This window comes from Nitrospirillum goiasense (genome assembly GCF_034427435.1).
Classification (GTDB): domain Bacteria; phylum Pseudomonadota; class Alphaproteobacteria; order Azospirillales; family Azospirillaceae; genus Nitrospirillum.
In genome coordinates this window covers 1,082,853-1,108,975 of record NZ_JAXQNP010000002.1, presented here as the reverse complement: position 1 = coordinate 1,108,975, position 26,123 = coordinate 1,082,853, and the positions used below count along the sequence as shown (strand labels likewise).

26 protein-coding genes and 1 tRNA gene are annotated in these 26,123 nt (G+C 63.2%); 7 read left to right on the top strand and 20 right to left on the bottom strand.

The genetic code is table 11. The features are described from left to right. Positions 1 to 339 precede the first annotated feature (339 nt). Positions 340 to 753 carry a bactofilin family protein gene (locus tag ULB03_RS07585; RefSeq protein WP_322482597.1) on the top strand — a complete coding sequence of 138 codons (414 nt, stop codon included), beginning with the start codon at positions 340 to 342 and terminating at the stop codon, positions 751 to 753. Positions 754 to 863: 110 nt separating this feature from the next. On the opposite strand, the gene ULB03_RS07580 is transcribed toward ULB03_RS07585, so the two are convergent. The 3 genes from ULB03_RS07580 to ULB03_RS07570 all read right to left on the bottom strand — a co-directional run bounded on the left by ULB03_RS07580 (position 864) and on the right by ULB03_RS07570 (position 3,332). After that, positions 864 to 1,415, bottom strand: coding sequence for a hypothetical protein (locus ULB03_RS07580; RefSeq protein WP_322482596.1), 552 nt, complete (start codon positions 1,413 to 1,415; stop codon positions 864 to 866). Positions 1,416 to 1,656: 241 nt separating this feature from the next. Further along, positions 1,657 to 2,193 (bottom strand): hypothetical protein, encoded by a 537-nt coding sequence (locus ULB03_RS07575; RefSeq protein WP_322482595.1) that lies wholly within the window; start codon positions 2,191 to 2,193, stop codon positions 1,657 to 1,659. Between the two features lie 113 nt (positions 2,194 to 2,306). After that, positions 2,307 to 3,332, bottom strand: coding sequence for a nucleoside hydrolase (locus tag ULB03_RS07570; RefSeq protein WP_416211066.1), 1,026 nt, complete (start codon positions 3,330 to 3,332; stop codon positions 2,307 to 2,309). 127 nt (positions 3,333 to 3,459) lie between these two features. On the opposite strand from ULB03_RS07570, the gene ULB03_RS07565 reads away from it, so the two are divergent. Both ULB03_RS07565 and ULB03_RS07560 read left to right on the top strand, forming a co-directional pair. Beyond that, positions 3,460 to 3,690 carry a hypothetical protein gene (locus tag ULB03_RS07565; RefSeq protein ID WP_322482594.1) on the top strand — a complete coding sequence of 77 codons (231 nt, stop codon included), beginning with the start codon at positions 3,460 to 3,462 and terminating at the stop codon, positions 3,688 to 3,690. After that, the gene (locus ULB03_RS07560; protein ID WP_322482593.1) at positions 3,687 to 4,163 is read left to right on the top strand and encodes a haloacid dehalogenase-like hydrolase; all 477 of its coding nucleotides are present in this window, start codon (positions 3,687 to 3,689) and stop codon (positions 4,161 to 4,163) included. Before ULB03_RS07565 ends, ULB03_RS07560 begins: the two co-directional genes overlap by 4 nt. A gap of 51 nt (positions 4,164 to 4,214) precedes the next feature. On the opposite strand, the gene ULB03_RS07555 is transcribed toward ULB03_RS07560, so the two are convergent. Together ULB03_RS07555 and ULB03_RS07550 are read right to left on the bottom strand one after the other, a co-directional pair. Continuing rightward, complete coding sequence (locus tag ULB03_RS07555; RefSeq protein WP_322482592.1) at positions 4,215 to 5,081, bottom strand: SAM hydrolase/SAM-dependent halogenase family protein; 867 nt, start codon at positions 5,079 to 5,081, stop codon at positions 4,215 to 4,217. A gap of 128 nt (positions 5,082 to 5,209) precedes the next feature. Then, positions 5,210 to 5,932, bottom strand: coding sequence for a Bax inhibitor-1/YccA family protein (locus ULB03_RS07550; protein WP_145734856.1), 723 nt, complete (start codon positions 5,930 to 5,932; stop codon positions 5,210 to 5,212). A gap of 847 nt (positions 5,933 to 6,779) precedes the next feature. On the opposite strand from ULB03_RS07550, the gene ULB03_RS07545 reads away from it, so the two are divergent. Next, on the top strand, positions 6,780 to 8,048 hold the full coding sequence (locus ULB03_RS07545) for a hypothetical protein (protein WP_322482591.1): 1,269 nt from the start codon (positions 6,780 to 6,782) through the stop codon (positions 8,046 to 8,048). 55 nt (positions 8,049 to 8,103) lie between these two features. On the opposite strand, the gene ULB03_RS07540 is transcribed toward ULB03_RS07545, so the two are convergent. From ULB03_RS07540 to ULB03_RS07520, 5 genes are all read right to left on the bottom strand, one after another. Then, positions 8,104 to 11,244: a type I restriction endonuclease subunit R gene (locus tag ULB03_RS07540; RefSeq protein WP_322482590.1), complete on the bottom strand. Its 3,141-nt coding sequence runs from the start codon at positions 11,242 to 11,244 to the stop codon at positions 8,104 to 8,106. A 97-nt stretch (positions 11,245 to 11,341) separates the two neighbouring features. Continuing rightward, positions 11,342 to 12,691, bottom strand: a complete 1,350-nt coding sequence (locus ULB03_RS07535; RefSeq protein ID WP_322482589.1) for a restriction endonuclease subunit S — start codon at positions 12,689 to 12,691, stop codon at positions 11,342 to 11,344. After that, complete coding sequence (locus tag ULB03_RS07530; RefSeq protein ID WP_322482588.1) at positions 12,688 to 13,731, bottom strand: virulence RhuM family protein; 1,044 nt, start codon at positions 13,729 to 13,731, stop codon at positions 12,688 to 12,690. Before ULB03_RS07530 ends, ULB03_RS07535 begins: the two co-directional genes overlap by 4 nt. After that, the gene (locus ULB03_RS07525; protein WP_322482587.1) at positions 13,728 to 15,470 is read right to left on the bottom strand and encodes a type I restriction-modification system subunit M; all 1,743 of its coding nucleotides are present in this window, start codon (positions 15,468 to 15,470) and stop codon (positions 13,728 to 13,730) included. The genes ULB03_RS07530 and ULB03_RS07525 overlap by 4 nt, the downstream gene beginning before the upstream one ends. A gap of 484 nt (positions 15,471 to 15,954) precedes the next feature. Then, a complete protein-coding gene (locus tag ULB03_RS07520; protein WP_322482586.1) occupies positions 15,955 to 16,287 on the bottom strand; it encodes a hypothetical protein in 333 nt (110 codons plus the stop codon). Here ULB03_RS07520 and ULB03_RS07515 point away from each other — a divergent pair. Then, complete coding sequence (locus ULB03_RS07515; protein WP_322482585.1) at positions 16,279 to 16,524, top strand: helix-turn-helix transcriptional regulator; 246 nt, start codon at positions 16,279 to 16,281, stop codon at positions 16,522 to 16,524. The genes ULB03_RS07520 and ULB03_RS07515 overlap by 9 nt on opposite strands. Before the next feature lie 404 nt (positions 16,525 to 16,928). On the opposite strand, the gene ULB03_RS07510 is transcribed toward ULB03_RS07515, so the two are convergent. The 10 genes from ULB03_RS07510 to ULB03_RS07470 all read right to left on the bottom strand — a co-directional run bounded on the left by ULB03_RS07510 (position 16,929) and on the right by ULB03_RS07470 (position 24,320). Next, positions 16,929 to 17,366, bottom strand: a complete 438-nt coding sequence (locus tag ULB03_RS07510) for a helix-turn-helix domain-containing protein (protein ID WP_322483797.1) — start codon at positions 17,364 to 17,366, stop codon at positions 16,929 to 16,931. After that, on the bottom strand, positions 17,367 to 17,972 hold the full coding sequence (locus tag ULB03_RS07505; protein ID WP_322481358.1) for a plasmid pRiA4b ORF-3 family protein: 606 nt from the start codon (positions 17,970 to 17,972) through the stop codon (positions 17,367 to 17,369). Continuing rightward, the gene (tnpC, locus tag ULB03_RS07500) at positions 17,969 to 19,549 is read right to left on the bottom strand and encodes an IS66 family transposase (RefSeq protein ID WP_322481359.1); all 1,581 of its coding nucleotides are present in this window, start codon (positions 19,547 to 19,549) and stop codon (positions 17,969 to 17,971) included. Before tnpC ends, ULB03_RS07505 begins: the two co-directional genes overlap by 4 nt. Before the next feature lie 87 nt (positions 19,550 to 19,636). Then, complete coding sequence (gene tnpB / locus ULB03_RS07495) at positions 19,637 to 19,984, bottom strand: IS66 family insertion sequence element accessory protein TnpB (RefSeq protein WP_322481360.1); 348 nt, start codon at positions 19,982 to 19,984, stop codon at positions 19,637 to 19,639. Continuing rightward, a complete protein-coding gene (tnpA, locus tag ULB03_RS07490; RefSeq protein WP_322481361.1) occupies positions 19,981 to 20,415 on the bottom strand; it encodes an IS66-like element accessory protein TnpA in 435 nt (144 codons plus the stop codon). Before tnpA ends, tnpB begins: the two co-directional genes overlap by 4 nt. A 171-nt stretch (positions 20,416 to 20,586) precedes the next feature. Next, on the bottom strand, positions 20,587 to 20,838 hold the full coding sequence (locus ULB03_RS27385) for a helix-turn-helix transcriptional regulator (protein ID WP_416211064.1): 252 nt from the start codon (positions 20,836 to 20,838) through the stop codon (positions 20,587 to 20,589). Positions 20,839 to 20,973: 135 nt separating this feature from the next. Next, complete coding sequence (locus tag ULB03_RS07485; RefSeq protein ID WP_322482584.1) at positions 20,974 to 22,068, bottom strand: hypothetical protein; 1,095 nt, start codon at positions 22,066 to 22,068, stop codon at positions 20,974 to 20,976. After that, entirely contained in the window at positions 22,061 to 23,263 is a 1,203-nt protein-coding gene (locus ULB03_RS07480; RefSeq protein WP_322482583.1) for a tyrosine-type recombinase/integrase, read from the bottom strand. Before ULB03_RS07480 ends, ULB03_RS07485 begins: the two co-directional genes overlap by 8 nt. Positions 23,264 to 23,476: 213 nt before the next feature. Further along, positions 23,477 to 23,550, bottom strand: a tRNA-Gly gene (locus tag ULB03_RS07475). 146 nt (positions 23,551 to 23,696) lie between these two features. Then, the gene (locus tag ULB03_RS07470) at positions 23,697 to 24,320 is read right to left on the bottom strand and encodes a GNAT family N-acetyltransferase (protein ID WP_322482582.1); all 624 of its coding nucleotides are present in this window, start codon (positions 24,318 to 24,320) and stop codon (positions 23,697 to 23,699) included. Between the two features lie 513 nt (positions 24,321 to 24,833). Between ULB03_RS07470 and apaG the strand changes: the two genes are divergently transcribed. After that, entirely contained in the window at positions 24,834 to 25,226 is a 393-nt protein-coding gene (gene apaG, locus ULB03_RS07465) for a Co2+/Mg2+ efflux protein ApaG (RefSeq protein ID WP_322482581.1), read from the top strand. A gap of 191 nt (positions 25,227 to 25,417) precedes the next feature. After that, positions 25,418 to 26,053 (top strand): GTP cyclohydrolase I FolE, encoded by a 636-nt coding sequence (gene folE, locus ULB03_RS07460; protein ID WP_246130621.1) that lies wholly within the window; start codon positions 25,418 to 25,420, stop codon positions 26,051 to 26,053. The last annotated feature ends 70 nt before the right edge of the window (positions 26,054 to 26,123 follow it).

Here is a 26,123-nt window from a genome sequence, read left to right as displayed (position 1 = left end):
TCAATCGCAACCGGCCCTATCCTGGACGGCCCTGCCATGCGCCCGGGATGCGGGCGCCCGGCGGCGGCGGCCCATCTGGAAAGGGGGTGCCGCGCCTGGGCCGCCCATAGCCTATCCATGGGCCCGGGAGATGTTGCGAAAAGCCTCAGAAACGCTTAAGAGTTTCCGGGTGTCCGGCCCGTTTTGGCGGGGAGGGCCGCGTCTTGTGGGGAACGGGCGCCGGTCCGTGCCGGAAATATTGATGCACTCCGGCCTATGCCGGAGATGTTCTTGTTAATGCCGGCCCGCGCCGGAGATGTTCATGTGATGCCGGCCTGCGCCGGACTATGAGGGGGACCGATGGCCAGTGACATCCTCGATCCGCGCAGCTTTCTGCGGCCGGGACTGAACGGCGCGCCGCAGGCGGAAGGCTCGCCCGACCTGGGCGGCGGCGTCACCACCATCTCGCCCGAGGCGCGGATTGAGGGCGCCAAGATTTCCCACTGCCACACCCTGCATGTCGCCGGCCGCCTAGTCGATGTGACACTGAACGAGGTGAAGGTTCTGGAAGTGGCCGAAGGCGGCCATTTCGAGGGTAGCGCCGTGGTGGAAAGCATGAAGGTTTCCGGCCACGCCACCGGCACCATCGAGGTGACCGGCACCCTGTCCATCGGGGAAACCGGCCAGGTCGACGGCTCCATCCGCTATGGCCGCATCAGCATCGCCGACGGCGGCTCGATCTCCGGCACCATCCAGAGCGGCAAGTCGCACTGAACGGTTCCATGATCAGATGACGCGCCGGCGTGATCGGTGTGCGGGTTTCGGGGGCGGCCTTCGGGTCGCCCCTTCGCTTTTGGCGATAGCCCGCAGCACGTCCGCCGGCCCTACCCCACGGCCTCCTGCGTGGCCAGGATGCCCTGCAGGGTGTCGCCGCCGGCGATGGGCACGCCGCTGCGGGCGCCGGTCTGGTTGCTGTTGGCCACCGCCTGGGTCCCAGCGCCGTTCATCTGCCCGCCCCCCGCCTTGGACGCGTCGTCCAGGCCGTTCTTGCCGCCGGCGGTCATCTGGCGGACCTTCTGTTCCACCTCGCGCATGATCTGGCGTTCCAGGTCGGCGCGCTGATCAGCGGGCATGGCGGCGATGTCCTGGGCGTTCAAGCCCTTGGACTGCACCGTTTCCTCCGCGATCTTCTGCTTCATCTGCTTGATCTGATAGGCCCAGTAGCCCTGGACGCCGCCGCTGGTCATGTCCTTCAGCAGGGTCTGGGCATCATCTTCACCCTTCAGCATGTCGGCGAAGGCGCTGTCGGTCTGGCTGACGGACAGGCCGCCGCCCGGCGATCCGGACGAACCGGCGGCACCGCTGCCCGTGGCGCCGAAACCGCCGTAGGCGTTGGCGGCGGATTGGGTATGGTTTCCGGTGTTCAGGATCGACATGGCTTCGGTCCCCTGCCCCAAGAAATGACGACGCGGATGGGCGAAGGCCGGGTGCCGTCCCCGAAGGGGCGCCACCGGCCCACGGCCCGCCCCTTTCCCCAAGCAAGACAGGGGCCGGAACGGGCCGGCCGGAAAATGAGGAGGACAGCCGCATCCTTACGGACAACCGGGCAGGAAGCGGCCCCGCCCCCGGCAGAAGATTCCGACAGATCAGCAACTATTGCCGATCTGTCGACCATTATTATCCGCCCGCTATTTCCTGCTGTGACAGCATGCCCGACAGCGTGGTCTCATCCAGGCCACGGCTGGCCGCCCGGGCCGGGGCGTTGGTCCCCGCATCGCTGGCGGCCTGGGGAACGGCATCACCCGGCATGGCGCCATCACCGGCTGGAAGATCCTCCAGCCCCGGCCCCTTGCGCGTCTGCCCGGTGGTCATCTCCCTGACGACGCGCGCCACTTCGCGCATGATAAGGCGCTCGACCTCGGCCCTGTCGTCTTCGGACATGGCGGCCAGACCTTGGTGGGTAACGCCCATCTGGCCCATGACGCGGCTGGCGATCTCAGCCTTCAATTCCTTGAGCCGCCAAGCCCAGTAGCCGGGCACGCCACCGGTGGTGATCTCCGCCAGCGTCGCCTTGGGATCATCCTTTCCCCCCTGCAGCAACGCGGCGAACTCGCTGTCCGTCTTCTGATCTTCGGCCTTCTTGTCCCGGGTCTTCTTGTCAGCGGCGGCCCCCGTCCCGCCCGCGGCGGCTGAGCCCCCCTCCGCGACGATCATTCCAGCCATCATCGTCCCCCTGTTTACCAAAAGCGGTGGGGCGCCCCACCCAGGACGACAACCTTGCAAATATCATGCAGCCGGTGATTGCGGGCGAAGCGGGAGACGCCGTATCAGCCGAAGCGCTTCAGCCGCTCCACCAGCAGGTCGAAGAAGGCGTCGCTGTCGGCCTTCAGCATGACGGTGGCGTTGCGCGGGCGGCCCGTGGTGTTCCAGCGGTCGATGACCGTCTGGCCGGTGGTCAGCGGGCTGGCCGTCTCGATCTCCACATTCACCGTCTTGCCCTGGAAAATCTCCGGCCGGATCAGCCAGGCGATGACGCAGGGGTCGTGCAGCGGGCCGCCATCGGTGCCGTACTTGTGCTCGTCGTAGCGCTGGTAGAAGTCCAGCATCTCGTAGGTCGCCTGCGACACACGGTTGCCCACGGCCTGGATGCGGTCCATGTGGCGGCGCGACGTGAGCACCTGGTGGGTGACATCCAGCGGAAACATGACGATGGGCACGCCCGACTTGAAGACGATGTCGGCGGCGTGCGGATCGACATAGATGTTGAACTCGGCGCAGGGGGTGGAATTGCCCCCCTCCATCTGCGCCCCGCCCATCAGCACGATCTGGCGCAGGCGGGTGGCGATGGCCGGCTCCTTCACCAGGGCGCGGGCCACGTTGGTCAGCGGGCCCAGGGGGCACAGGGTGACGCTGCCCGGCTCCTCCCGCATCACCGTCTCGATGATGAAATCGACCGCGTGCTGCGCCTGCAGGGGCATGGTGGGCTCGGGCAGCACCGGGCCGTCCAGGCCGGTGTCGCCATGCACCTCGGGCGCCGTGTGCAGCAGGCGCACCAGGGGCCGGTCGCAGCCGGCGAACACCTTCACGTCGGGCCGGCCCGCCAGCTCGCACACCCGGCGGGCGTTCTTCTCCGTCCAGGGCAGCGGCGCGTTGCCGGCAACGGCGGTGATGCCCAGCACCTCCACATCCTCCGGGCTGGCCAGCGCCAGCAGGATGGCCACGGCGTCGTCCTGGCCGGGATCGGTGTCGATGATGATCTTGTAAGGCTTGGCCGCCTCGGCGGCATGGGAGGTGGGGGCCGTGGGTGTGGTGATCATGGCACTGCCGTCGGTCTTGGGCGGAAAGGCCGACACTTAGCGCGAAAAACCCTTGAGAGGAAGCGGCCCACCCCGTTTTATGGCGCGGGAGTGCCCAGGGGTGCGACAGACCGTCCACCTCCCACGCGCCCCTCGTGCCCGCCTTGTCCCTTGAGCCGCCCCCATGTCCCACCCCATCGCCCGTCCGACCGTTGAGGCCCCAGCGGGTGCCGTCCCGCCGGCGGAGGGCCTGCCCGGCCTGGCGGTGTTCGACTTTGACGGCACGCTGGTGCGGGGCGACAGCCTGCTGCCCTTCCTGGCGCGGGTGGCGGGGGGGAAACCCTGCGCCGCCACCTGGCCAGCAGCGCCGCGGGGGCCGCCTCCCGCCGCCTGCCCGGCCGCGCCGCGCTGGTGAAGGGGGGCCATCCTGCCGACGCCGACGATGATTTCAAGACGGCGTTCAAGCGCCGGCTGTTGCGCCGCTGCCTGGCCGGCGTGCCCCTGGCGCGGGCGCAGGCTGCGGCGGCGGACATGGCGGGCTGGGTCCGCTGGAACACCCCGCTGCGCGACACCCTGCTGCGCCACGCCGACCAGGGGCATCGCGTGCTGGTGGCGACCGGGGCCCTGACCCTGTACATGCCCACCCTGCTGGCCGACCTGCCGGTGCATGACCTGCTGGGCACGGAAATGGCGGTGGGTGACGACGGCCTGCTGACGGGGGAAATGGTGGCCGGCAACTGCGTGCGGGCCGAAAAGGCGCGCCGCCTGGCGCTGTGGATGCAGGAGACGGGCCCCTATGGCCGCCGCTGGGGCTATGGCAATGAGCCCAGCGACCTGCCCTTCCTCGCCCTGATGGACGAGGCGACCGTGGTGCCGACGGCGCACTAGAGTTTTTATTTTTCCCTCAATCGCCGGGCGCCGCCGTCCGGCGGCTTGGCATCAGAGCCTGATGTAAGGCGCGCGTACGCCGATGGGCGAGCCCAGGGTGAAGCCCAGCGCCTGGTCGGCGCGGCCCTGGTTCACGGCGATCTCCACCAACCCGCTGGAGTTGACGTACCAGAAGGCGGCCCCCCGGGACACGGCGCCGAAGGTGCGGGCGGGTTCCACCGCCCGGCCCCCATCGGGACCGCCCACCCACAGCCGGGCGTCCGGCGCCACAGTGCCGTCCAGCGCACCGGCGGGGCGCAGCCCGGTCCAGCCATTGCCATAGCCATCGATATAGAGGATGCGGGCGTTCCCGGCCGTGTCGCCCTCCCCTCCCGTCGCCATCGGCAGCGTCCCCGCCAGGTCCGCCACGGCCAGGGGGCGGGCCCAATCGCCTGGCTCCCCTCCCCCGGCCACCCAGGCCGCCACCGGCGCGAACAGGTCGCGGCCATGGAAGGACACGGACAGGACCGGGGGCCGCCAGGTGACCTCCCACGCCTCGGCCACCCCGCCGGTGGCGACGGTGTCGGCGATCAGCGGCTGGAACAGGCCGTTGTCCGGCCCCACCAGCCAGACGGGACGTCCCTGGTCGCCCGTGAGGCGGACGGCCAGGGGCCGGCGATCCGTGCCCACGCCAGGGTCGACCACTGCCAGGAAAACGGCGGGCGGACTGGCGGGCGACACAGGAACAGGCGGCAAAGCCGCCAGGGTGGCGGGCAGGATGGCGGCCAGCAGCCGGCCGGCGGCCAGGGGATCGAAGGCCGGGGCGTCGTGCATCAGGTCGACGATGGCGGTGCCCGCCGGCGCGCGCGCCGCCAGCACGGCCCGCATCTGGCCGACATAGGGGCCGGACCAGCCGAAGTCGGTGTAGAGGAAGATCATGCCGCGAATCTCCCGGCCATGATGGCCCGTTGTGGTCCGGCCATCATGGCCGGCGGCGGCCCCTAAAGGAAAGGGCCGCCCGGTTGCCCAGACGGCCCCTCAACCCTTGGGTCGCTGGCGGGTTCCGCTTAGTTGCGGCGGTCGCCCATCAGCTGCATCAGGGAGATGAAGATGTTGATGAAGTCCAGGTACAGGCTCAGCGCGCCCATGACGGCCAGCTTGGTGTTGGCCTCGACACCCCAGGACTCGGCGTACATCTCCTTGATGCGCTGGCTGTCATAGGCCGTCAGGCCCGTGAAGATCAGCACACCCAGCACCGACACCGCGAACTGCAGCGCGCTGGAGGCCAGGAAGATGTTGACCAGGCTGGCGATGACCAGGCCGATCACGCCCATGATCAGGAAGGAGCCGAACTGCGTCAGGTCGCGCTTGGCGGTGTAGCCGTACAGCGAGGCGCCGGCGAAGGTGGCGGCGGAGATGAAGAACACGCGGGCGATGCTGGCGCCGGTGAACACCAGGAAGAGGCTCATGAGCGACAGACCCATGACGGCGCAGTAGGCGAAGAAGACGGTGCGCAGCGTGCCCGACGACATGCGGTTAATGCCGGCCGACAACGCCAGCACGAAGCCGATCGGCGCCAGCATGACCACCCACTTCAGCGGCGTGCCGAAAATGGCCGCCACCAGGGCCGGGGACTGGGCCCCGAAGAAGGCGACAAGGCCGGTGACGATCAGGCCGACAGTCATGTAGTTGAAAACGCGCAGCATGTGCTGGCGCAGGCCCTCATCGAACAGGGCCCGGTCGTAAGCGCCGGTGCTCGACGCAAAACGATTGTAGGGTCCAATAGCCATGACGTTCCTCGAATGATCCCAGGTTAAACCCAGGCGACCCCCATGGGCCGCGATTTCCATATTGTCCCACTGGCCCGCCGATTCAACGGTAAAGCGACCAGCCACCGACCGGGTTACACACTTGTAATGTGGGGAGGAACCGTGGCGGCAGTGAGGCGGCGGACCTCAAGGCCTGCGCGTCGGATGGCCGCGAAATGGTTCTATCGGGGAGTGATTGCGCCACCAGAGGGCGGACGGTTCCGGCAGGCCGGAACTGGAGCGGGTGAAGGGAATCGAACCCTCGTCGTAAGCTTGGGAAGCTTGCGTTGTATAGTTCTAATATATTGATATGAAACATATTTCTTTTCACGTAAATCTATTTGTAAGCTATTTTGTAAGTTATGAAGCTAGCCATAGAGGATCAAGCACGGGTGAGATCGCTATCAATGAGGCGTGGTTCAACGGGTCGATCGCGCCTCCCGTTCAATAGGGAAATTGGGTAAGCGGACACTGACGCTGATTTCGGCTTGTGCTGAGACGGCATTGACTTGACGGTTGCAGCAGATCGGGTCGAGGTAGGGTGCAATCCCAAATGCGCGTGAGAGGGGAAATGGCCCAATTTCGATGTGTCCGCGAGCCTGGGTCGTTCACCTGGCCAATAATTACTGGCGCAGGCCATGGCTCTCCTTCAGGGCTGTCGAGTACGCTACTTTGGAACACGTCCACAGGTTCAACCACCGGCGGATCCTGAGGCCCTTTGGCACCATTCCAGCAGCCGACAACTGAAGCGTATTTCAGACCAAAACATTATATTGCTCATTTACGATTTTAGTTTTATTTTTTCCACTTATAGTGATAATTAATCCGAATGCGTACTGTGGAATTAGTTGGATCCATAGGAGAAATGATGTTGCAAAAAAGAATTCTCGTGGAGGCTGACAACAACACCTGGCCAAACCCCGGACCACCCCATTTCCCAGTCACTTTCCCTGTAGCACCAGCTAGTTATCAGTTAAATGTACTTTCAATGTTAATGGTGCTTGGCTACATCACAACACCGATAAATGCGTTGGGAATATCACTAAGCGAGCACTGGGCTTGGGTTCGTTATGTTAATGCTATCGCAAATAATGATTATTTGCAAATAACTTCTGCGTTTGCGCAATTAGACGCGCATCAAAAAACGATTTTGAGTGATGATTTTGGTGTCGCATTACCAATAACTTGGCTAGTTGACAGCCTTGGGGTCAGCGAAATCTGCGACGGTGCATATTTCGCTTTGAATCTTGCTCACCGTCACAGCGCTACTGTAAAGGGTGGCGGGAAAAGGGGGCCAGCCAAACGCCCTGATTTTGTCTGCAAAGACGCATCCGGGCTTTGGCACGTTGTCGAATGCAAAGGGACGCAAGGCAGCGAAGCCACCAGGGAAAGGCAATTATATCACCAATTACCCAATGGTACCCCCAATGGTGCCAAGATTCAAAAATCCATGATTACATTTAACGGACCAAGTGCAGGACAACGGCTAGGAACTGGTCTTTTAATTGGAATTGAAGGGTCTGGAAAAAACTCTAGTTTAAAGATAATTGATCCCGAATCTAGAAAACCTTTTATTATCACAGACAAAATGATGTCTGATACTGATGACCCAATGATAAGATCGGCCGCTGGACGCGCTCTTAATGCACTAGGCTTACCTACCGCAGCGACAAGCTTCACATCCCCCCACGGGATGATTGAAAGGGAGGTTTTTCGAGGGAAGGAGTTTAGCTACCTCTTCCCCCAAGATGAGCAAATCAAAAGAAGAGATGCCATTGCGAACGAAGAACTGGATGCAGCAATTTCCAGAAAAACTGTCTCTATCCGAGGGGCGTCTTACATTGTACGCGAGCAAAGTATTTTGCTTCCAGCCCCAGCATATCTGACGGGCAAGCCGATAAAACGCGCAAGAATAAGATTCTTTTTAGAAAAAGATACACTAGATAGAATCAAAAAGTCAAAATTCACCGAAAATCCCATTCATGGTAAGGATGATGATTGGGACAAGTCGAGAAAGGGAATTTTCTTTTCGGGAGATGATCGCAGTGGCCAGCTATCAATAGGTGAAATGTTCTTAGCTGAAATGGATGTTCGATGAGAACTGTGGGCGACATAGCCAAAACATGGTGGTACGCTCCCACTACCCCCTAGTTTTAGCCGTCGGCTTGGTCGACGTTCCGCCCCCATGGCCCGCGCGCCCGCAACGCCTCATAAAGCTGCGCCGGTCCCAAGAGTGTGTCCTTCAGGCCCGTGCGCACCCGCTCCGAGGCCAGAGCTTGTTTGCTCATCACCCCATGGGCGGCCAGGGCGTCCATGATGGCGTTCATCAGTTCGCCGCTCAGGTCGGGGGAGTTGGCGAACTGTTCCTTGGTGTTGTTGCAGGCCTGCTGGACCAAGATTTCCGATTCCAGCAGCTTCCCCTTCAGCACCTGGTTCACATAGACCAGCTTGTCGCCGTCGGTCAGGTTGCCCTCGAACAGGTCGTTGACCTTGGCGATGATCTCCGCCAGCAAGACCTTGTCCTTCTCTTGCACCGCCCCGCTACCCGATTCGGTGACGGGTTTCAGCAGGTCCTTGCCCTCGCTGCTCAGCGCCAGGGTGCGCTGGCCCTGGCTGTTCAGGCGGTGGTGGGTCAGGGTGAGTTTGGAGAGGTCCACGCCCTCCCGCTCCCGGCCGAATTCCAACAGCGGCAGCAGGCGCTTGAAGAACAGGGCGCGCTTCTCGATGGCCGTGTTGCCATAGTCGAAGATCTGCGACAGGAAGCTGTAGGCGCGCAGGTAGGTGCCCAGGTCCTTCTTGAACAGCAGCAGAGCGTCGATCTCATCCTGCGCCTCGCGGATGGCGGCGACGTTCTGGCGAGTACGGGCCATCTCCAGCCCCTCCCGCGCGGCACGGTAACGGCGCAGCAGGCGGTCGGCCACCGGCGTCAGGGCGGCGACAAGCTGGGACTGGGAGGCGGTGGGGTCCAGCTCCACCCTCACCACCCGGTCCACCTCGTTGTCATCGTAGTAGCCCAGGGCGTCCAGCTTGGCCCGCAGGTCATAGACCAAGTGCGGATCGGTGGTGCCGGCCAGCTCCGCCGTCTCGTAATAGGTCTTGAACGCGGCCAGCACGTCGTCCGGCTCGTTCACGAAGTCCAGGATGTAGGTGGTGTCCTTGCCGGGATGGGCGCGGTTCAGGCGGGACAGGGTCTGCACCGCCTGGATGCCGGCCAGGCGTTTGTCCACATACATGCCGCACAGCAAGGGCTGGTCAAAGCCGGTCTGGAATTTGTTGGCCACCAGCAGGATCTGATAATCCTCCGTGGCGAAGGCCTCCCGAATATCGCGGCCGCGCAAGCCGGGGTTCAGGGTGCCGCTGGTTTCGGTGTAGGGGGCCTCCCCCAACTCCGGGTCGATCACCTCACCGGAAAAGGCCACCAGCGTGCCCAGAGCATAGCCGGCGGTTTTGATGTAGCGGTTGATGGCCAGTTGCCAGCGCACCGCCTCCACCCGGCTGCCCACCACCACCATGGCCTTGGCCCGGCCGTCCAGCAGGGGCGCCACATTCTCACGGAAATGCTCGACGACGATCTGCACCTTCTGGCTGATGTTGTAGGGGTGCAGGCGGACCCAGCGCATGATGCCCTTCATGGCCTCCCCGCGCTCCACCTCCCGCTCATCCCATTCGCGGTCCTCGCTGGCCAGTTTGAAGGCCAGCTTATAGGGGGTGTAGTTCTTCAGCACGTCGAGGATGAAGCCCTCCTCGATGGCCTGGCGCATGGAATAGACATGGAAGGGCTGGGGCCGGTTGTCGGGCCCCGCCGGCTGCGCCGGGTCCGGCGGGCGGCCGAACAGCTCCAGCGTCTTGGCCTTGGGCGTGGCGGTGAAGGCGACATAGGTGATGCCGGCGTCCCCCGCCCGCGCCGCCATCTGGGCGGCCAGCAGGTCTTCCGTCCCCACCTCCCCGCCGTCGGCCAGTTCCCGCAATTCCTCCGCCGACAGCAGTTGCTTCAGCTTGGCCGCCGCCTCCCCGGTTTGGGAGCTGTGGGCCTCATCGGCGATCACGGCGAAGCGCTTGCCCTGGGTGGCGGCCAGGCGCTGCACCTCCGCCAGGGCGAAGGGGAAGGTCTGGATGGTGCAGACCACGATCTTCTTGCCGCCCAGCAGGGCCGATGCCAACTCCCCGCTCTTGCTTTGGCCCTCCCCCTTGATGGTGGCCACCACGCCGGTGGTGCGCTCAAAGCTGAAGATGGCTTCCTGCAACTGGCTGTCCAGCACGGTGCGGTCGCTGACCACCAGCACGGTATCGAACAGCTTGGTATGGTCGGCGCTGTGCAGGTCGGCCAGGAAGTGGGCCGCCCAGGCGATGGAGTTGGTTTTGCCCGACCCGGCGGAATGCTGGATCAGGTATTTCCGCCCCGCCCCCTCGGCCAACACCGCCGCCACCAGCCGGCGGGTGGCGTCCAACTGGTGATAGCGGGGGAAGATGATGCGGTTGATCTGCTTCTTGCTGTCGCGCCCCGTCACCAGATAACGGCCCAGGATTTCCAGCCAGCTATCCCGCTGCCACACCTCCTCCCACAGATAGGATGTCGGGTGGCCGGTGGGGTTGGGCGGATTGCCGGCGCCGCCGTGGTCGCCCCGGTTGAAGGGCAGGAACACCGTGCCCGGCCCTTGCAGGCGGGTGGCCATGCGCGCTTCGGCATTGCTGACGGCGAAGTGGACCAGGGCGCCGCGCGGAAAGTCCAACAGCGGTTCCGCCGCCGCCTGCCCGGCCGGGCGCGGCTGACGGTCAAAGCGGTATTGGTCCACGGCGTCGTCCACGCCCTGGGTGAAGTCGCTTTTCAGCTCCACCGTCGCCACGGGCAGGCCGTTGAGGAACAGCACCAGGTCGATGGCGTTCTCGTTGTGCAGGGAATAGCGCACCTGCCGCACCACCCGCAGGCGGTTAGCGGAATAGCGCGCCTGCAATTCCGGGTTCATGGCCAGTGCCGGCCGGAACTGCGCCAGGGCCAAGGGCTGACGCAGACCCAACAGCTCCACCCCATGGCGCAAGACGTCCAGGGTGCCGCGCTCATCCACCTGCCGCCGTACCCGGTCCAACAGGGTGGCTGCCGCAGCATCGCCGTGGCTCTTGCCCAGGGCCGCCCAGGCCTGGGGCTGCGTCTGTTCCACCCAGGCCAGCAGGTCGGCCGGGAACAAGGCGCGGGCCCGGTCATACTGGGCCGCATCACCGGGCGCGTAGAGCCAGCCGGAGGCGCCCAGGTGGGCGCAGATCTCATCCTCGAAGGCGATTTCCCGGTGCAGGCTCATCAGCAATCCAGTCCCATCCATAACCAAGAATAGCGCTAAGCTAAAAGAAACGTGTCTTGTTTAGCTTAGACGCAACCCCGGGTAAGGATCAAAGGCATTAGGCTGCCGCCGGCACCAGTCCGCGCACGTCGATCTTGCCCGTGACGGCGGCGGAGATTAGGGCGGCGCGGTGCTCCTTTAGCAGGGCGATGGCAGATTGGGCTTCGGCCGTAAGGGTATCCAGTTTGGCACGTTCGACCTGGACATGCCTGACAATGGCCTGTCTTTCCACCACAGGTGGGCACATCATGGGGAATTCATAAATATTTGTGGATGAGATAGAGGCCAAATTTGTGCTCTGTTTGGATCTAGACATGAAATAGAAACGGCCACTCTCTGAGCTAGTGAGTAAATTCAGCCATTCCGGCTCGATTTTCTCTGGTCTAACGGCAAAAACGTGATTCTGATGTATGCATTTTTCTATTTCGCCGTTCCACACATGACCTCGACCAAGCTTATCAAAATCACCTCCCTCGTTCATAAGAACATCCCCAGGCTGCAGAAGATAACGAGCAACCTCATGCAGGCCAATTTCTATTGCAGCGACGTCTTCTAGATCTAGATATCCATCTTGAACGTTGGCTACGCGCAAGAAAGGGACCACAACAGTTTCCACGTCACCTAGGTCACGCCCTTTTGCGACGCCACTTTGTACACGGGCAAGGAACTTTAGGCGCTTCACTTCCCAGTGCGCCGGCACCTCGCCCAGCCAATCGATACCGCTGTCCTTCATCGGGGCGGCGGGGTTGAGGCCCTTAGTAACGGCGTGGGAGATGACGGCCTGACGCTTTTCCGCCAGCAGGGCAATCAGGCGCTCCTGTTCGGCAATCAGGGCGTCGATCTTGGCCGTTTCGCGGTCGAGGAAGGCAGTTATGGCATGCTGCTCCTGAATATCTGGGACCAGAAATGGCAATATGGACTGGTCACCTTCGCTGAGAGAGGGAACAGCTCCAGGGTTCACGAATTTCCCAAAATCAACTATGCTTAGCCAATACCATGCCCAAGATGATGATATTTTTTCCAAGTGCGGAACAAATGCCGACATATTGTTATCAATACAGCAATCAATAACCGTGACGCGTCGCCTATTGAGCAAAAGCGCCGCTCCGATCTTGGCATAAATTATGGATCCGTTCGGAATAATCTTGGCACCCAAAATAATGGATATATCGCGACTGACGGAGTTCCCTGGAATCCCCATATTTCTCCCATCTAGAGAGATTCCCAGGTCTGATACCTTATAAAAGGGAAAATCCTCCCCTTCTTTATCCTGATATTCATGGGGAAACCCTGCACCCCCAACAAGTCTTCCAACTTGTTTTAATCGCTTTATCTCCCAATGCGCCGGCACCTCCCCCAGCCACTCAATCCCGCTGTCCTTATACTCGGCATACCGGGGCAGGCTCATACCTTGTCCTCCCGGCGTGATGGCGCCTGGCTGCGCAGGCCGGATTCAATGCGGGTCAACTCGTCCTCAACGTCTTGCTCATAGTCCTGCTCGGCCCGCTGCCGCTCGGCCTCGCGGCGGGCGGCGTCGAAGGCCTGATAGTGCTGGTCCACCAGGTGCAGCATGCGATCATGGCTGACGCTGCCGGCGTGGGTCAGGACCGGGCGGTCCGCCAATTTCAGGTAGTTGTCCACGAACTGCGCCCACTCGGCCATGGTGGTTTGCTGGCGCCGCCGCGCCCGGTCGGTCGCCAGGTCCAGGAAGGCGGAGACCAGGCGGTTCAACTCCTGCCCCTCGGCATCGGTCAGATAGTTCTTGGCGGTGGCGATGTCGGCCTTGCGCACCCGGTCGCCGGTCCAGGCGGTCAGGCCCATATTGGCCTGGTCGGGGTTGGCGCGGGCCACGATCAATTCCGCCGCCGTGTGGCTGGTCACCGCCCACAGCATCTTGTTCTGAATGGTCTGGAAAAAGCGGCGGGCGGTCTCCGCATGGCCGTCATAGTCGGCGGCCGTGGCGAACAGGTCGCGGACCTTTTGGTAGAAGCGCTTTTCCGAGGCACGGATGGCCTGGATGCGCTCCAGCAACTCATCGAAATAATCGAAGCCCCCGGCCGGCTCCTTCAGCCGGCGGTCATCGATGGCGAAGCCCTTGACCAGATAGTCCTTGAGCACGCTGTTGGCCCAGCGGCGGAACTGCGTGCCGCGCGGGCTGCGCACGCGAAATCCCACGGCCAGGATCATGTCCAGGCCATAGAGGGTGACGGTGCGGCGCACCTGGCGTCCACCCTCGGTTTGAACCGTCAAATTTTCTTTGACAGTTCGATCCGCCGTTAGTTCGCCCTCCGCCAAAATATTGCGGACATGGACGCTAACATTCTGTTTTGTCGTCAGAAACAGCGCCGCCATTTCTAGCTGGCTAAGCCAGACGGTGCCGTCGAGCACCTGAAGTCGAACCTGGGCCTGTCCGTCCTCGGTATTGTAGAGGATGAAGGCGCCGGTCATCCCATCACCTCGGTCAGCATGACCTGGATACGGCCCACCACCTCCCGCAGGTCCTTGTCGATTTCCTCCAGGGAGCGCGGCGGCTGGAAGACGTAGAAGTGGCGGTTGAAGGGGATTTCGTAGCCGACCTTGGTCTTCTCGTGGTCGATCCAGGCGTCAGGGGCGTGGGGCAGAACCTCGCGCTTGAAGTAGGCCTCGACATCCTCATCCAGCGGCACGTTCTCGGTATCGCGCAGCTTGGCATCGGGCTGCGGCTTGCCCTTTTGCTTGCCCCGGATGCCCAGGATGATGTCGCCATCCTCATTCCGCTCCGGTCGTTCCACGGTGATGGTGCGATAGCCGAAGGCGGTGTTGGGGAAGATGCGGCTGATGGGCTTGCCGTCCTTCTCCGCCTCCACGAACTGGCCGAACAGGCGGGTGATCTCGGCAATGTGATCGTCGGACAGTTCCTTGCGCTTGGAGCCCAGGCTTTTGCGCATCTTCTGCCACATGGCCGAGGCGTCGATCAGTTGGACCTTGCCCTTGCGGTGCGCCGGCTTGCGGTTGGTGACGATCCAGACGTAGGTGGCGATGCCGGTGTTGTAGAACATGTCCGTGGGCAGGCCGATGATGGCCTCCAGCAAGTCATTCTCCAGCACGTAACGGCGGATTTCACTCTCCCCGCTGCCGGCCCCGCCGGTGAAGAGGGGGGAGCCGTTGAGGACGATGCCGAAGCGGCTGCCGCCCTCCGCCACCGGCCGCATCTTGGCAATCAGGTGCAGCAGGAACAGCATGGAGCCGTCGGACACGCGAGGCAGGCCTGGGCCGAAGCGGCCGTTGTAGCCCTGGGTCTCATGTTCCTTGCGGACCTCCTTCTCCACCTTCTTCCACTCCACGCCGAAGGGCGGGTTGGACAGCATGTAATCGAAGGTCTTATGAGGGTGGCCGTCGTCGGACAGGGTGTTGCCGAACACGATGTTGGCCACCTCCTGGCCCTTGATCAGCATGTCGGCTTTACAGATGGCGTAGGATTCGGGGTTCAGCTCCTGGCCATACATGGTCAGGCGGGCGCGGGGGTTATGCTCCGCCAGATATTCCCCGGCGGTGGACAGCATGCCGCCGGTGCCGGCGGTGGGGTCGTAGATGGTGCGGACGACACCAGGCACCGACAGCGCTTCGTCATCCTCGATGAACAGCAGGCTGACCATCAGGCTGATCACCTCACGCGGGGTGAAGTGCTCACCGGCCGTCTCATTGGACAGTTCGGCAAATCGGCAAATCAGCTCCTCAAACACCAGGCCCATCTGGTGGTTGTCCACCTGATCGGGGTGCAGGTCGATGGCAACGAACCGCTCCACCACCTGGTACAGCAGGCCGGCCTTGGCCAGGCGCTCCACCATGGCGTGGAACTCAAACCGCTCAAACACGTCGCGCACCGCCGGGGAGAAGGCGGCGACGTAGCTGAACAGGTTTTCCCGGATGTGGTCCTGATCGCCCATCAGGCGGCGCATGTCTAGGGCGGAGGCGTTGTAAAAGCTTTGCCCGGCGGCGCGCAGCAGGAAGGGTTCGGGGTTCAGCCCGTCAGCCTCGCGGGCCGCCAATTCCGCCAGCACCGCCGGCTTGGTCGCCTCCAGCACGCAATCCAGGCGGCGCAGCACGGTGAAAGGCAGGATAACGCGGCCGTATTCCGACTGCTTGTAGTCGCCCCGCAGCAGGTCAGCGACGGACCAGATGAAAGCCGACAGCGCCTGTTGATTCATCCCCAACCCCACCCTTCGTCACAGCTTTGGGCGCCGACATTAGAGGGCGCGTTCGGGGGGACAAGGGGGGCGTCTCGCACGGGCCGCCGCCGTGAAGGAGGGAGCGTCGGTCGGACGGCCCTACATCACGCTTTTCCAGGAAAACTGGAGAATACAGTGGGTGCGTTACGTTTGCCTTACGCTGTAACGCGGTCTGCGTTACACACAATCCATTGAAATACAATGAACTAGCAGCAGCTTTAGCTGCGGCAGGTGTGTTACCGGACCTATTGCGTGGCAAAATCTGGCGCTTGCCACGGCGTCCGTTCAGCAATGCATCATGAGGCCCGGGACCTTCGACCGGCGGGGTGTCGGGGCAGTGGCGCCTGACGTCCTTATCACCCCCCGCCAAGCAATTTTCCGGATCAAAAGCCGTGCCGATGGTCGGCCTGGTGAAACAAGCGCCCCTGGCTTTTCACGGCCTTGTGAGGAGCCCCCGAGGCCATCAGTGGGGGCGCATATTACCGATCGAAAGCGACATCGAAGAGCAGTCGTCGGTCGGGCGATAGCGCTGCGGCTGGGCCCGCTGTTTCTTCACGACAGGGTCATAGTCCCTGGTATGGGAGAACCAGCCCGGCGCCAATACCGGCAGTAGAAGAATCAGAACGACGACGATGCCGATGACGGTGCCCATAGCAGCCTCTGATTTCGGCGAAACATTGATGGCCAGAGGTGCCTGGCCACCCAGCGCCGCGATTGGAGAAATAGTCACTTCATGACTATTTACAGGCGTGCCGTACCCCCTGTCCAGACCCAGGGGGAGTTTGGTTTGGCGCATCGGGATAAGTTCGATCCCACCTACACGGCGATCATCGCCGCGTTGGTCACGGAGCGTAAGCGCCGCGGCGTCACGCAGGCGCTGCTTGCCGACCGGATGGGGACGACGCAGTCAATCGTGTCGAAGTACGAACGGCGGGAGCTGCTGCTGGACCTGCTCGACTATGTACGTTACTGCGCCGCCATGGGCGCCGATGCGTCTGAAATTCTAAAGGATCATATCGAGGGCCAAAGCTAGGCCGGGAGCGTTTCCTATCAGCTGCGTCCGCCTGTTCATGCCGCTTGGACGGGCGCAAGGTTGTCCCGGTAGCGCATAGGGGGGCCCCGTCCCCGGAGCGCAGCGCCCTGGCGATGCGCGGAGCAGAGGGGACGGGAGGTGCCTGTGCGCCCACCGGGGCAACCCGTCAGGCGACGGGCGTCACGCATCCGTTAGCCATCCTCCACCTTTTCACGATGGTCGACGTTATCCACAGTCGAGGGGCAGGGTAAGGGATGGGGAGCCGCGCCCGCTCCCACTCCGCGCTTTGAGGGGGCTGCGCGGGAGCGGGCGCGTCTCGACTTATCTTTTTTCATAGGGGGAAAATCCGCTGCCTGGGTGGGCAAATCCGCTGCCCCTCTCGGTCAAAATCGCTGCCCCCGGAGTCAAGGCCGCTCCTTCTTTTCCACAGGATCCCGAGCGCTGATATTGATGACTTGGATATTGACCGTGCCGATGGTGACCGTGGTTCCGATCTGATCCAGGGTGAGGGGTTGAACCCTCAGCGCTTCCAGAACCTTCGACTGCAAGGATGGTATGTAAGGGAAAGTGGTTCGGGCGACAGGCGTGCGATCAGCCGCGTAGTGGCAAAGCTGCTCATGCACCACGTAGCGGGACGGGAAACGGTCCCCGACAATCGAGATCAAACCATTCTCCAGCAGGCTTTGCCGCGCTTTGTAGAACGTGGGCTTGCTGACCCCTATGGCCTTGCACAAGCGGTTATTGCTCACCTCCGCGACACCCGTCTGGTAGTCGGCGTGCCGCTTGATGGCGATGTAAAGCGCTGCGGCTGAAGCGTAAGCGTCAGCGGGTGGACGATCGATTCAGCGGTTGACGGCTTTCTTCATTCTTGAAGCACTGGCGATCCGTTTGAATGCGAGGTGGATCTGCTCTTCGCTGATGTTGTCCGGGTCGTAGGGGCCGCCGTACCAGTCGAGGGCCTCCTTCTTCTTTTTGCTGCCTCTGCCCTTGTCGGGCCCGGCGATGTCTTCGAGGAACTCGTAGTAGCCGGGCAAACCGCCGCAATCCTCGGGCGGGCAGCGCCGCTCTCCGCCGAGGAACTGAGGGTATGGCTGGTCCGGCTGGGCGGCCTCGACGCGCTCAATGATGAGCCGGTGTTCCCAGTTGTCGCCCATGTCGTAGACGTAGCCGACGGTCTCGACGTCGGCGTCGAGCAGCTTCTGCAGCTTGACCGTGCTGGCGCGCTTGATGGTGCGGCCCCAGTCCATGCCATCGGGGTCGGGCAGGCCGTAGGTTGTCCCTTCCACCTCGAACTCCCAGAGATGGTAGTCGAGCCAGCCCATGGCGGCTTGGATGATCTTGTGGAGCGCCGCGAGGCTGGTGGTGCCGCGCACGGCGACACGCCGCCAGACCAGGGGCTCGGTATGAAGCAGTTCGATGCGCAGGATGGCGAGGGTGTCGGCGGTCATGCCGCGAGTTTGTCAGCCTGGCGCGTCCAGTTCCAGGGGAGAAGCTCGGCCAGCCGGTTGATGGGGTGGCCCTTGGCCATGCGGTCCAGGACGTCGGCCAGATAGGCTTCGGGATCAAGCCCATTCAGCTTCGCCGTCTCCAGGACGGAGTAGAGGAGTGCGGCCCTGTCGCCGCCCGCCTCGGAGCCCAGGAACAGGAAGTTCTTCCGGGTGAGGGCGATGCCGCGCAGGGAGCGTTCGGCGGGGTTGTTGTCGATGGCGATGCGGCCGTCGGCGGCATAGAGGGTGAGCTGGTCCCAGCGGGTCAGTGCATACCCGATGGCCTTGCCGAGTGTGTTCTTCGCCGACAGGCGCTGCCGCTGCGCCTCGAGCCATGGCTTGAGGTCGTCCAGGATGGGAACGGCCAATTGCCGTCGGGCGTTCCGGCGCTGGTCGGCCGACAGGCCGGTGATCGCGGCCTCGACCTCATAGAGGCGCCCGATCCGGCGCAAGGCCTCCTCGGCGATCGGTGACTTGGTCTTCTCGTACTGGTCGTAGAGGTGCCGCCGCGCATGCGCCCAGCACGCCGCGTGGACGATGGTTGGTGGTGCGATGCTGGACGGTCGCGTCAGGGCCTTATAGCCGGTGTAGGCGTCGGCCTGGATCACCCCGCTGAACCCGGCGAGATGGTCGCGGGGCCGCTCGCCCTTGCGGTCCGGGCTGAAGCGATAGAACGCCGCTGGCGCACGCTCGCCGCACCAGGGCCGTTCATCGACCAGATAGGTCCAAAGGCGACCAAGCCTGGTCTGGCCGTTGCCGGGGGCCAGCACCTTGATCGGCGTGTCGTCGGTGTGGATGATCGGCGCCGCCATCACATGGGCGCCGATCAGACCGGCCAGGGGCGCCACCCACCAGGCGGCATGGCCGACCCAATCAGCCAAGGTCGCGCGCTCGATCGCGACGCCCTCGCGCGCCAGGATCGCCGATTGCCGGTAGAGCGGCAGCCCGTCCAGATACTTCGACACCACGACATTGGCCAACAGGCCGGGCCCGGGGCGCCCCTTCTCCACCGGCAGGTCCGGTGCCGCTGCCTGGATGATCGCCTCGCACGCCCGGCAGGAGAGCTTCGGCCGGATGTGGCGGATCACCTTGAGCCGGGCCGGGACCTTCTCCAGCACCTCGGTCACGTCCTCGCCCAGCTTGGAGAAATGCGTGCCGCCACAACCGGGGCAGACATCACCGGGCGAGTGGATGACCTCCTCGCGCACCAGATGCTCTGGCAAAGGCCGACGCACCGGATGGCGCTGGTCCCGTGGGCGCCGTTCCGGGGCCGCGCTCCCCGCATCCAGCGACGGCGCCGTCCGGGCCGCTTCGCCTTCCTCCAGGTCTTCCAGCATTAGTTCCAGTTGCGCGATCTGCCGGTCCAGCTTCTCCGACGAGCGGCCGAACTGCATCCGGCGCAACTTGGCGAGTTGGGCCTTGTACTGTTCGATCAGGATGCGCGCGCCGGTCAGTTCCGCCCGCGCCGCGGCCAGTTCAGCCTCGCGTTCGGCAAGCCGGGCACGAAGCTCGGCGATCTCTCCGGCGGCATCGATCATGGGACCGGATTATACCCGAAACCGCCACCATCGGCAGGGTGGTGGACAGCATCCGAGTCACTTTGCCGCGTGGGGGCCGCGCGGGCTTCAGCACGCCGCCTCCGGCCGCCAGGTCCGCACCGGCGTCCGCCAATCGATCCCCTCCAGCAGCATGGAAACCTGGGCGGCGGTGAGCGCGACAGAGCCCTCCTTGGCCTGCGGCCAGACAAACCGGCCGCGCTCCAGCCGCTTGGCGAACAGGCAGAGGCCCTGGCCGTCCCACCATAAAATCTTGATCAGGTCACCGCGACGGCCCCGGAAGGCGTAAAGCGCGCCGTCATGGGGATCGAGCTTCAGCATCGTCTGCACCTGGGCGGCCAGGCTGTCGAACCCACGGCGCATGTCCGTGGCGCCGCACGCCAGATAAAGGCGAACATTGCCGGGAATGCCGATCACGACAGCGCCGCCAAAACCCGGCGCAAGGCGCCCTCGCTGACATCACCGGTGATCCGCAACCTCACACCGGTCGGCAGTTCGACCTCAATCACGCCTACGGCCATGGGCGCGCCCTCCGGCACCTCGGGCACGAGGGCCGGTTCGGGCAAAGCCCCGCCGTCAATGACCGAGACCGGCACGAACCCCGTCAACTCGCCTGACCGGAATTGCTTGCGCCAAGTCGATAGTTGGCCAGTGCTGATACCGTGCATCCGGCACGTCAGGCTTGGCGACGACCCCGGCGCCACACTCTGCGCCAGAACCCGCAGCTTCTCCTCGATGCTCCAACGCCGCCGCCGCTCCGGCCCGCTCAGAACCTCGCCCTGCAACTCCGCAGCGCTCGTATGAGCACTTCGAAGCGCCTCCTTGCTAATCACCGATACCGCGTCCATGCCCCCACCGCTCAAGCTGAGCAGCCAGCATGCCCATCAATAACGCCATGAGAAGGCGACCCTGCGCTGACGCTTACGCTGAAGCATGCATGCGGGCCAGGGCACCGCTGTCCACAATCTGGTGGAGAATCTGAAACCAGCCAGTGGAGGGAGGAAGCGCGATTGCCTGGCTCAAGGCCGGTCTCCCTGGCCATTTTCCGCCGTCGACTCCTGGGAGCGCGCCTCTAACCAAGCCAAGACATCAGAGGCCCGGTAGCGAATGCAACGAGGGTTGAGCACAAGGTACTTCGGGCTTGTCCCCCGCACTCGCCAGTGCGCCAACGTTTGCGGGGAGATTCCCAGAAGCTGCGCGGTTTCGCTCGACGTGAAAAGCACCTCGGCACTGGGGTTAGGACGAAGTGGCGATTTCTTCCGATAGGTCATGGGAGTTGCCTGTGTGTTCCGACAGGCTTCCCATTATGATCATGGATGCGTCGTTGTCGTCCTACTACTTTTCCCGGAGAAATCTGAGGAGGCCGAGGTGGGCTCGTTCCTCGAACGCCACGAAGCCATCAGCAGCTATTTGAATTTAATAGTTGCCAATCTAAAATAATAATCATCGCGTAAAATCTTTGCGGAATTAGCCACCTTCTCCAAATTCTTCAATGAGATATTTCTACGAGGATACAGCATTTCAGCTGTATACTTTGATATATTTTGGCCATCCGCGATGGCATCAAGAACACGAATATGCTCAATATATTTTCTGCGCTGAGGCCTTATTTCGTAAAATTGAGCATTTTCCCCGACATTACCATATATTATTTTTCTTTCTTCAAGAGCATGGCGCAGCAAAATAAACTGCTGGTCTATATCTTGATCTGTACGAATCGCAACGAGAACGCCAGGTGCCCACCTATCAAAAAACTCCCCTTCCGTGTACTCCAATGTGCCTGAGAACGATGACTTAACACCAACAATCCTTGGAGTATTTGCCGGGCTAAGGAAAATGGGAGGGACGATATTCGATGGATTTGCGACTGATGATTCATAATCTATTGTCGAAATATCTCTGATTCGACGCTCAACGTCTCTGCGTAACGTCTGAAGATGCGAGATATTTGCATTATTTCTAATGTCATGAGTAATTCTTTCATTGATTCTACAATCAACGTAGCTTCTCCACGCAAAATACGCTAAATTTCCATCAAATAGTCTTATGACATTATTAATATCTTTGAGCAAGCCATCATCTACACCCTCAATTATCCGAAGAATATCAATAGCACTTGGGAGAAAATATTCCAAATTTTCAATTAACATTTTATAATATCTTCTGTACATTGGCGACCTTCTCACGTACTCCCACGCCAACGCCATATGGCAATCCTTCCAAATATAATGTGCGGGGACCCAGCTCGGATATGGGGTTCCCCTTCGCCATCCAGCCTCAATAATATCTTTCCTCGTTTTCTTATAATGCCTGGCTACATAATCTCCGTGTGGTAAACAGACTTCATAAAGTTGCTTTTTATCTAACTTAATTGAAATTTCTGCACTTTCAATCTGGGCAACCAGTCCCTCTATATACAGGTAGTCTTTTTTACTTCTCCAGTCAGGCTGACTTGAACCCTCGTGAAGAAGCATCTCCTGCAGAACAACATCCTCAGACATCCCTCTTCGCCCCCGATGTGAGGGCGGCGACTCGGTTCGCCGCCCCGCGCAATGCGTCGTCCAGCAAATGGGCGTATCGGCTGGTTGTCTTCGCCTGGGTGTGTCCGAGCAAAGCGCCAACCACCGGCAGGCTCTCTCCCGACGAGACGAGCAAGCTGGCGAAGGTGTGCCGGACGTCGTGCACCCGGACCCCTTCAATATTGGCGCGGCGGCAGACGGCGGCCCAAAAAGTGCGAATCGTTGTCATGTGCCCATTGGCGCCATCCCCAGGAAACACCCAGGACGGCGCATCGCCGCGCCAGCTCCGGCTCTTCAAAGCCGTTTGGCGCTTGGCCAGCACCTCCACGGCCGCCGGGGACAACGGAACCCGGTGCGTCTTGTTCTGCTTGGTGGTCGCCGCTGGTTTCACCCACTGCCCCACCACCAAATCCACCTGGTCCCAGCGCATGGCCAGCACCTCGCCCACCCGGGCGCCGGTCAGCAGCAGCAGGCGCACCACGTCGGCCGAGTCCTGGGCGGGGCTCTGATCCAGGGCGATTCGCAGGCGGGCGATCTCCTCCGGGGTCAGGTAGCGCTCGCGTCCCTCCTCCGTGTTGCGCTCCACCTTGGTGGCGGGGTTGTCGGCCAGCAGGCCCCAGCGCTCCGCCGTAGCGAACAGCGCGGAGCACAGGGAGACGGCGCGGTTGGCGGCTACGGGGAATTTCTGGGACACGCGGTGGTGCATGTCCTCGATATCGCGGCGCCCGATCTCGCCCAGGCGCTTGTCGCCCAGGTGGGGCAGGATGTGGTTCTTCAGCAGCAGGCGGCGGTTCTTGATGGTGCCGGCGCGGTTGCGGCGGCCGGCCACCTCCTCCATCCACCGCTCGGCGAATTCCGTCAGCGTGGGGTTGGTGTCGGGTTTAACCTCGCGGGCCTCTTTGCGCTCCTGCGCCGGGTCGCGGCCCAGGTCGGCGGCGGCGATGACCTTGCGGGCCTCCTGCCGCGCCTTGTCCAACGGCACCTTGTGGCAGAAGCCGATGACCATGCGCCGCTCTTTCCCGCCGCGCACCCGCATCTGCACCACCCAGGCCTTGGCGCCGCTGGCCGTGGCGCGCACGGCGAAACCGGGCACCTCGCTATCCCAGATGAAGCTTTGCCCCTTCTCGGGCGGCTGCAACTCGTCCACGAGGGTCTTGGTAAGGCGGACACGGGCCATGGCGGGACACCCCTGCTTACACGGGGTGCTTACATGGGCGGTGATCGGGGCCGAAAAACCCGCTAGCGCAATTCGCGGAAGGGGCTTCCGATCTGCTTACACCGCCGCCGTGTAAGCACCCATGTAAGCTAGCATGGGGCAGAATCAGGCACAACGCGGCCCCACCCGGCATAGTGCCGGGGCGCTAAGTGACTGATTTTCTAGGGAAGGCGTTGGAGCGGGTGAAGGGAATCGAACCCTCGTCGTAAGCTTGGGAAGCTTCTGCTCTACCATTGAGCTACACCCGCGCCGGGAAGGAGCTTATAGGGCTTTCCGGGGCGGCGTTCAAGCGGGAGTAAGCCTTGGGGGCTTAAACGACGCTCAGCACGCTGAATTCATACGCTAACACACTCACGGGTCCCGGCCGTTGCAATTGGCCGGGGGGCCGGACGGGTCAGCGAACCGCCCTCCGGCGCGGGCGGGCCAGCTTGGCGACGCCGGCTTCGGCACCGGGCGTTTCGGCCGTGGCGGTTTGGGCCGGCGCGGCGGCGGCCGCAGTGCGGGTCGGGGCGCGGCCCAGCATGCCGTGGGCGTCGCTGAGCGAACCGGGGACGAACTCCAGGCCCAGGAAGCGGTCCAGTTCCACCGGGCCCGGCAGCTTCAGGCCCAGCACCGGCTGACGGGTGAAGCCGAAGCGGTTGTAGTAGGGCGCGTCGCCCACCAGCAGCACGCTGGGATAACCCAAGGCCTGGGCCCGAGCCAGGCTGGCGCGGATCAGCTGGCCACCCAGGCCGGCGGAGCGGTAATCCTCGGCCACGGCGATGGGGCCCAGCATCAGGGTCATCGTGCCGTCGGCGGCCATGACCGGCCAGTAGCGTATGGAGGCCACCAGGCGCGGCTGGGCGGCGGAGTAGCCCGGCGCGGTCTCATCCAGGGCGACCATGCACAGCTCCGCCACGGGGGCCACGCCCCGGCGCAGGCGGTAAACGGTCTTGGCTTTGCGCTTCGGTCCGAAGGCGGTGTCGAGCAGGCGTTCGATGGCGCCGGCGTGCGCCGGCAGCTCAGTCGTCAGGATCATACGATTGGGGTGTCCCGGTTCTCTAAAACGATGGCGCGGTAGGCGCCTAGAGACCGGAACCGAGGGGCGTCGCCAGAGAGGGGCGACGCGTCAGCGTCCGGCCGTGATACGACCCTGTCGCCCGCACAGCAGGCGACCGCAGGGTCGTCGTCGAAGGAGGAGGCTGGCGTACATATAACGCGCCGTCGGTAGTTGCACCTGAGGGCCTATATGAGGCCAAGCCCCCCGGGCGCAAGCGTGTTTTTGTACCCAGGCCATCGCTGCGCTGGGATCGGCATCCCGTCCGCCGCAATGCTGGCCGCCCCCGGCCCCGGCGCACGCCAGGGGGCGCCGGTGGTACACCCGTGACGGCCGGGGCGGCATCGGTGCCCCAAGGGTCTGGAGATTGGCCGCGAACAGGCCTAAGAAGGATGGAACAGGAGATTTGTCGCGGATCGGGCCGGCGCCGGCATCATCGGGCGCGGGCCGGCGACATGGGAAAGGCCCTGGGAAGACGCCCTGAAAGACATACCGATGTACAGTGAAACCACCCATGCCATCCGGGTCAGCGTGCGCCCCGAATTCCTGGAGGACCAGTCCTCGCCCCGCGAGGAGCATTATGTCTGGGCCTACACCGTGCGAATCGAGAACACCGGGGCCGAGACGGTGCGCCTGCGCACGCGGTACTGGCACATCACCGACGCCCGCGGCCGGGTGCAGGAAGTCCGCGGCGCCGGCGTGGTGGGGGAGCAGCCGGTGCTGAGCCCCGGCCAGTCCTTCGAGTACACCAGCGGCACGCCGCTGGGCACGCCGTCGGGCATCATGGTGGGCAGCTATCAAATGGAGCGGACGGACGGGACGCGCTTCGACGTGCGCATCCCCGCCTTTTCATTGGATAGCCCCCATGAACGCGGGGCGCTGAACTGACACGCCCCTCCGCACGTAGATAAGGGCGGATACCGAGTCCGGTGGCTGTCACAGACGGCCCGGCCGGTGCCCTTTATGACTGCCTGCATCGGGGAACCGGCCCTTTCGTCCGGCCCCCTCGCCATCCACGCCAGCCCGCCCAAGGGAGAAATACCGTGTCCCACGCCAAGAAAACCCTCGCCGACACCGTCGTGTCCGGGCCGGTCCATGGGCGCCGCTCCGTCCCCACCACCCAGGGCCGCCCCAGCCGCGAGGAAGCGGAAGAGGCGGTGCGCACCCTGCTGCGCTGGGCGGGCGACGACCCCACCCGCGAGGGGCTGCTGGGCACGCCGGACCGCGTGGTCCGCAGCTATGAGGAGTTCTTCGCCGGCTATGCCTCCGATCCCATGGAGCTGCTGGCCCGCACCTTCGAGGAGACGGACGGCTACGACGAGATGGTCGTGCTGCGCGACATCCGCTTCGAGAGCTATTGCGAGCACCACATGGTGCCCATCATCGGCGTGGCCCACGTGGCCTACCTGCCCCGGTCGCGCGTGGTCGGCATCTCGAAGCTGGCGCGGGTGGTCGAGGTCTATGCCAAGCGCCTGCAGATCCAGGAGAAGATGACCTCCCAGATCGCCAACACCATCGATGAGGTGCTGCAGCCCCTGGGCGTGGCCGTGGTGATCGAGGCGTCGCACCAGTGCATGACCACCCGTGGCGTCCACAAGCCCGGCGTCTCCATGGTCACCAGCCGCATGCTGGGCGCCTTCCGCAACGACCCCAGCACCCGCCGCGAATTCCTGGCCATGATCGGCACCCCGGGCCAGGCCGGGAGCATGTTCTGAGGCCCGAGCCCCAACACCAATGAAAAAGGCCGGCGGCGCCCCCAGCGCCACCGGCCTTTTCCTTTGCGCC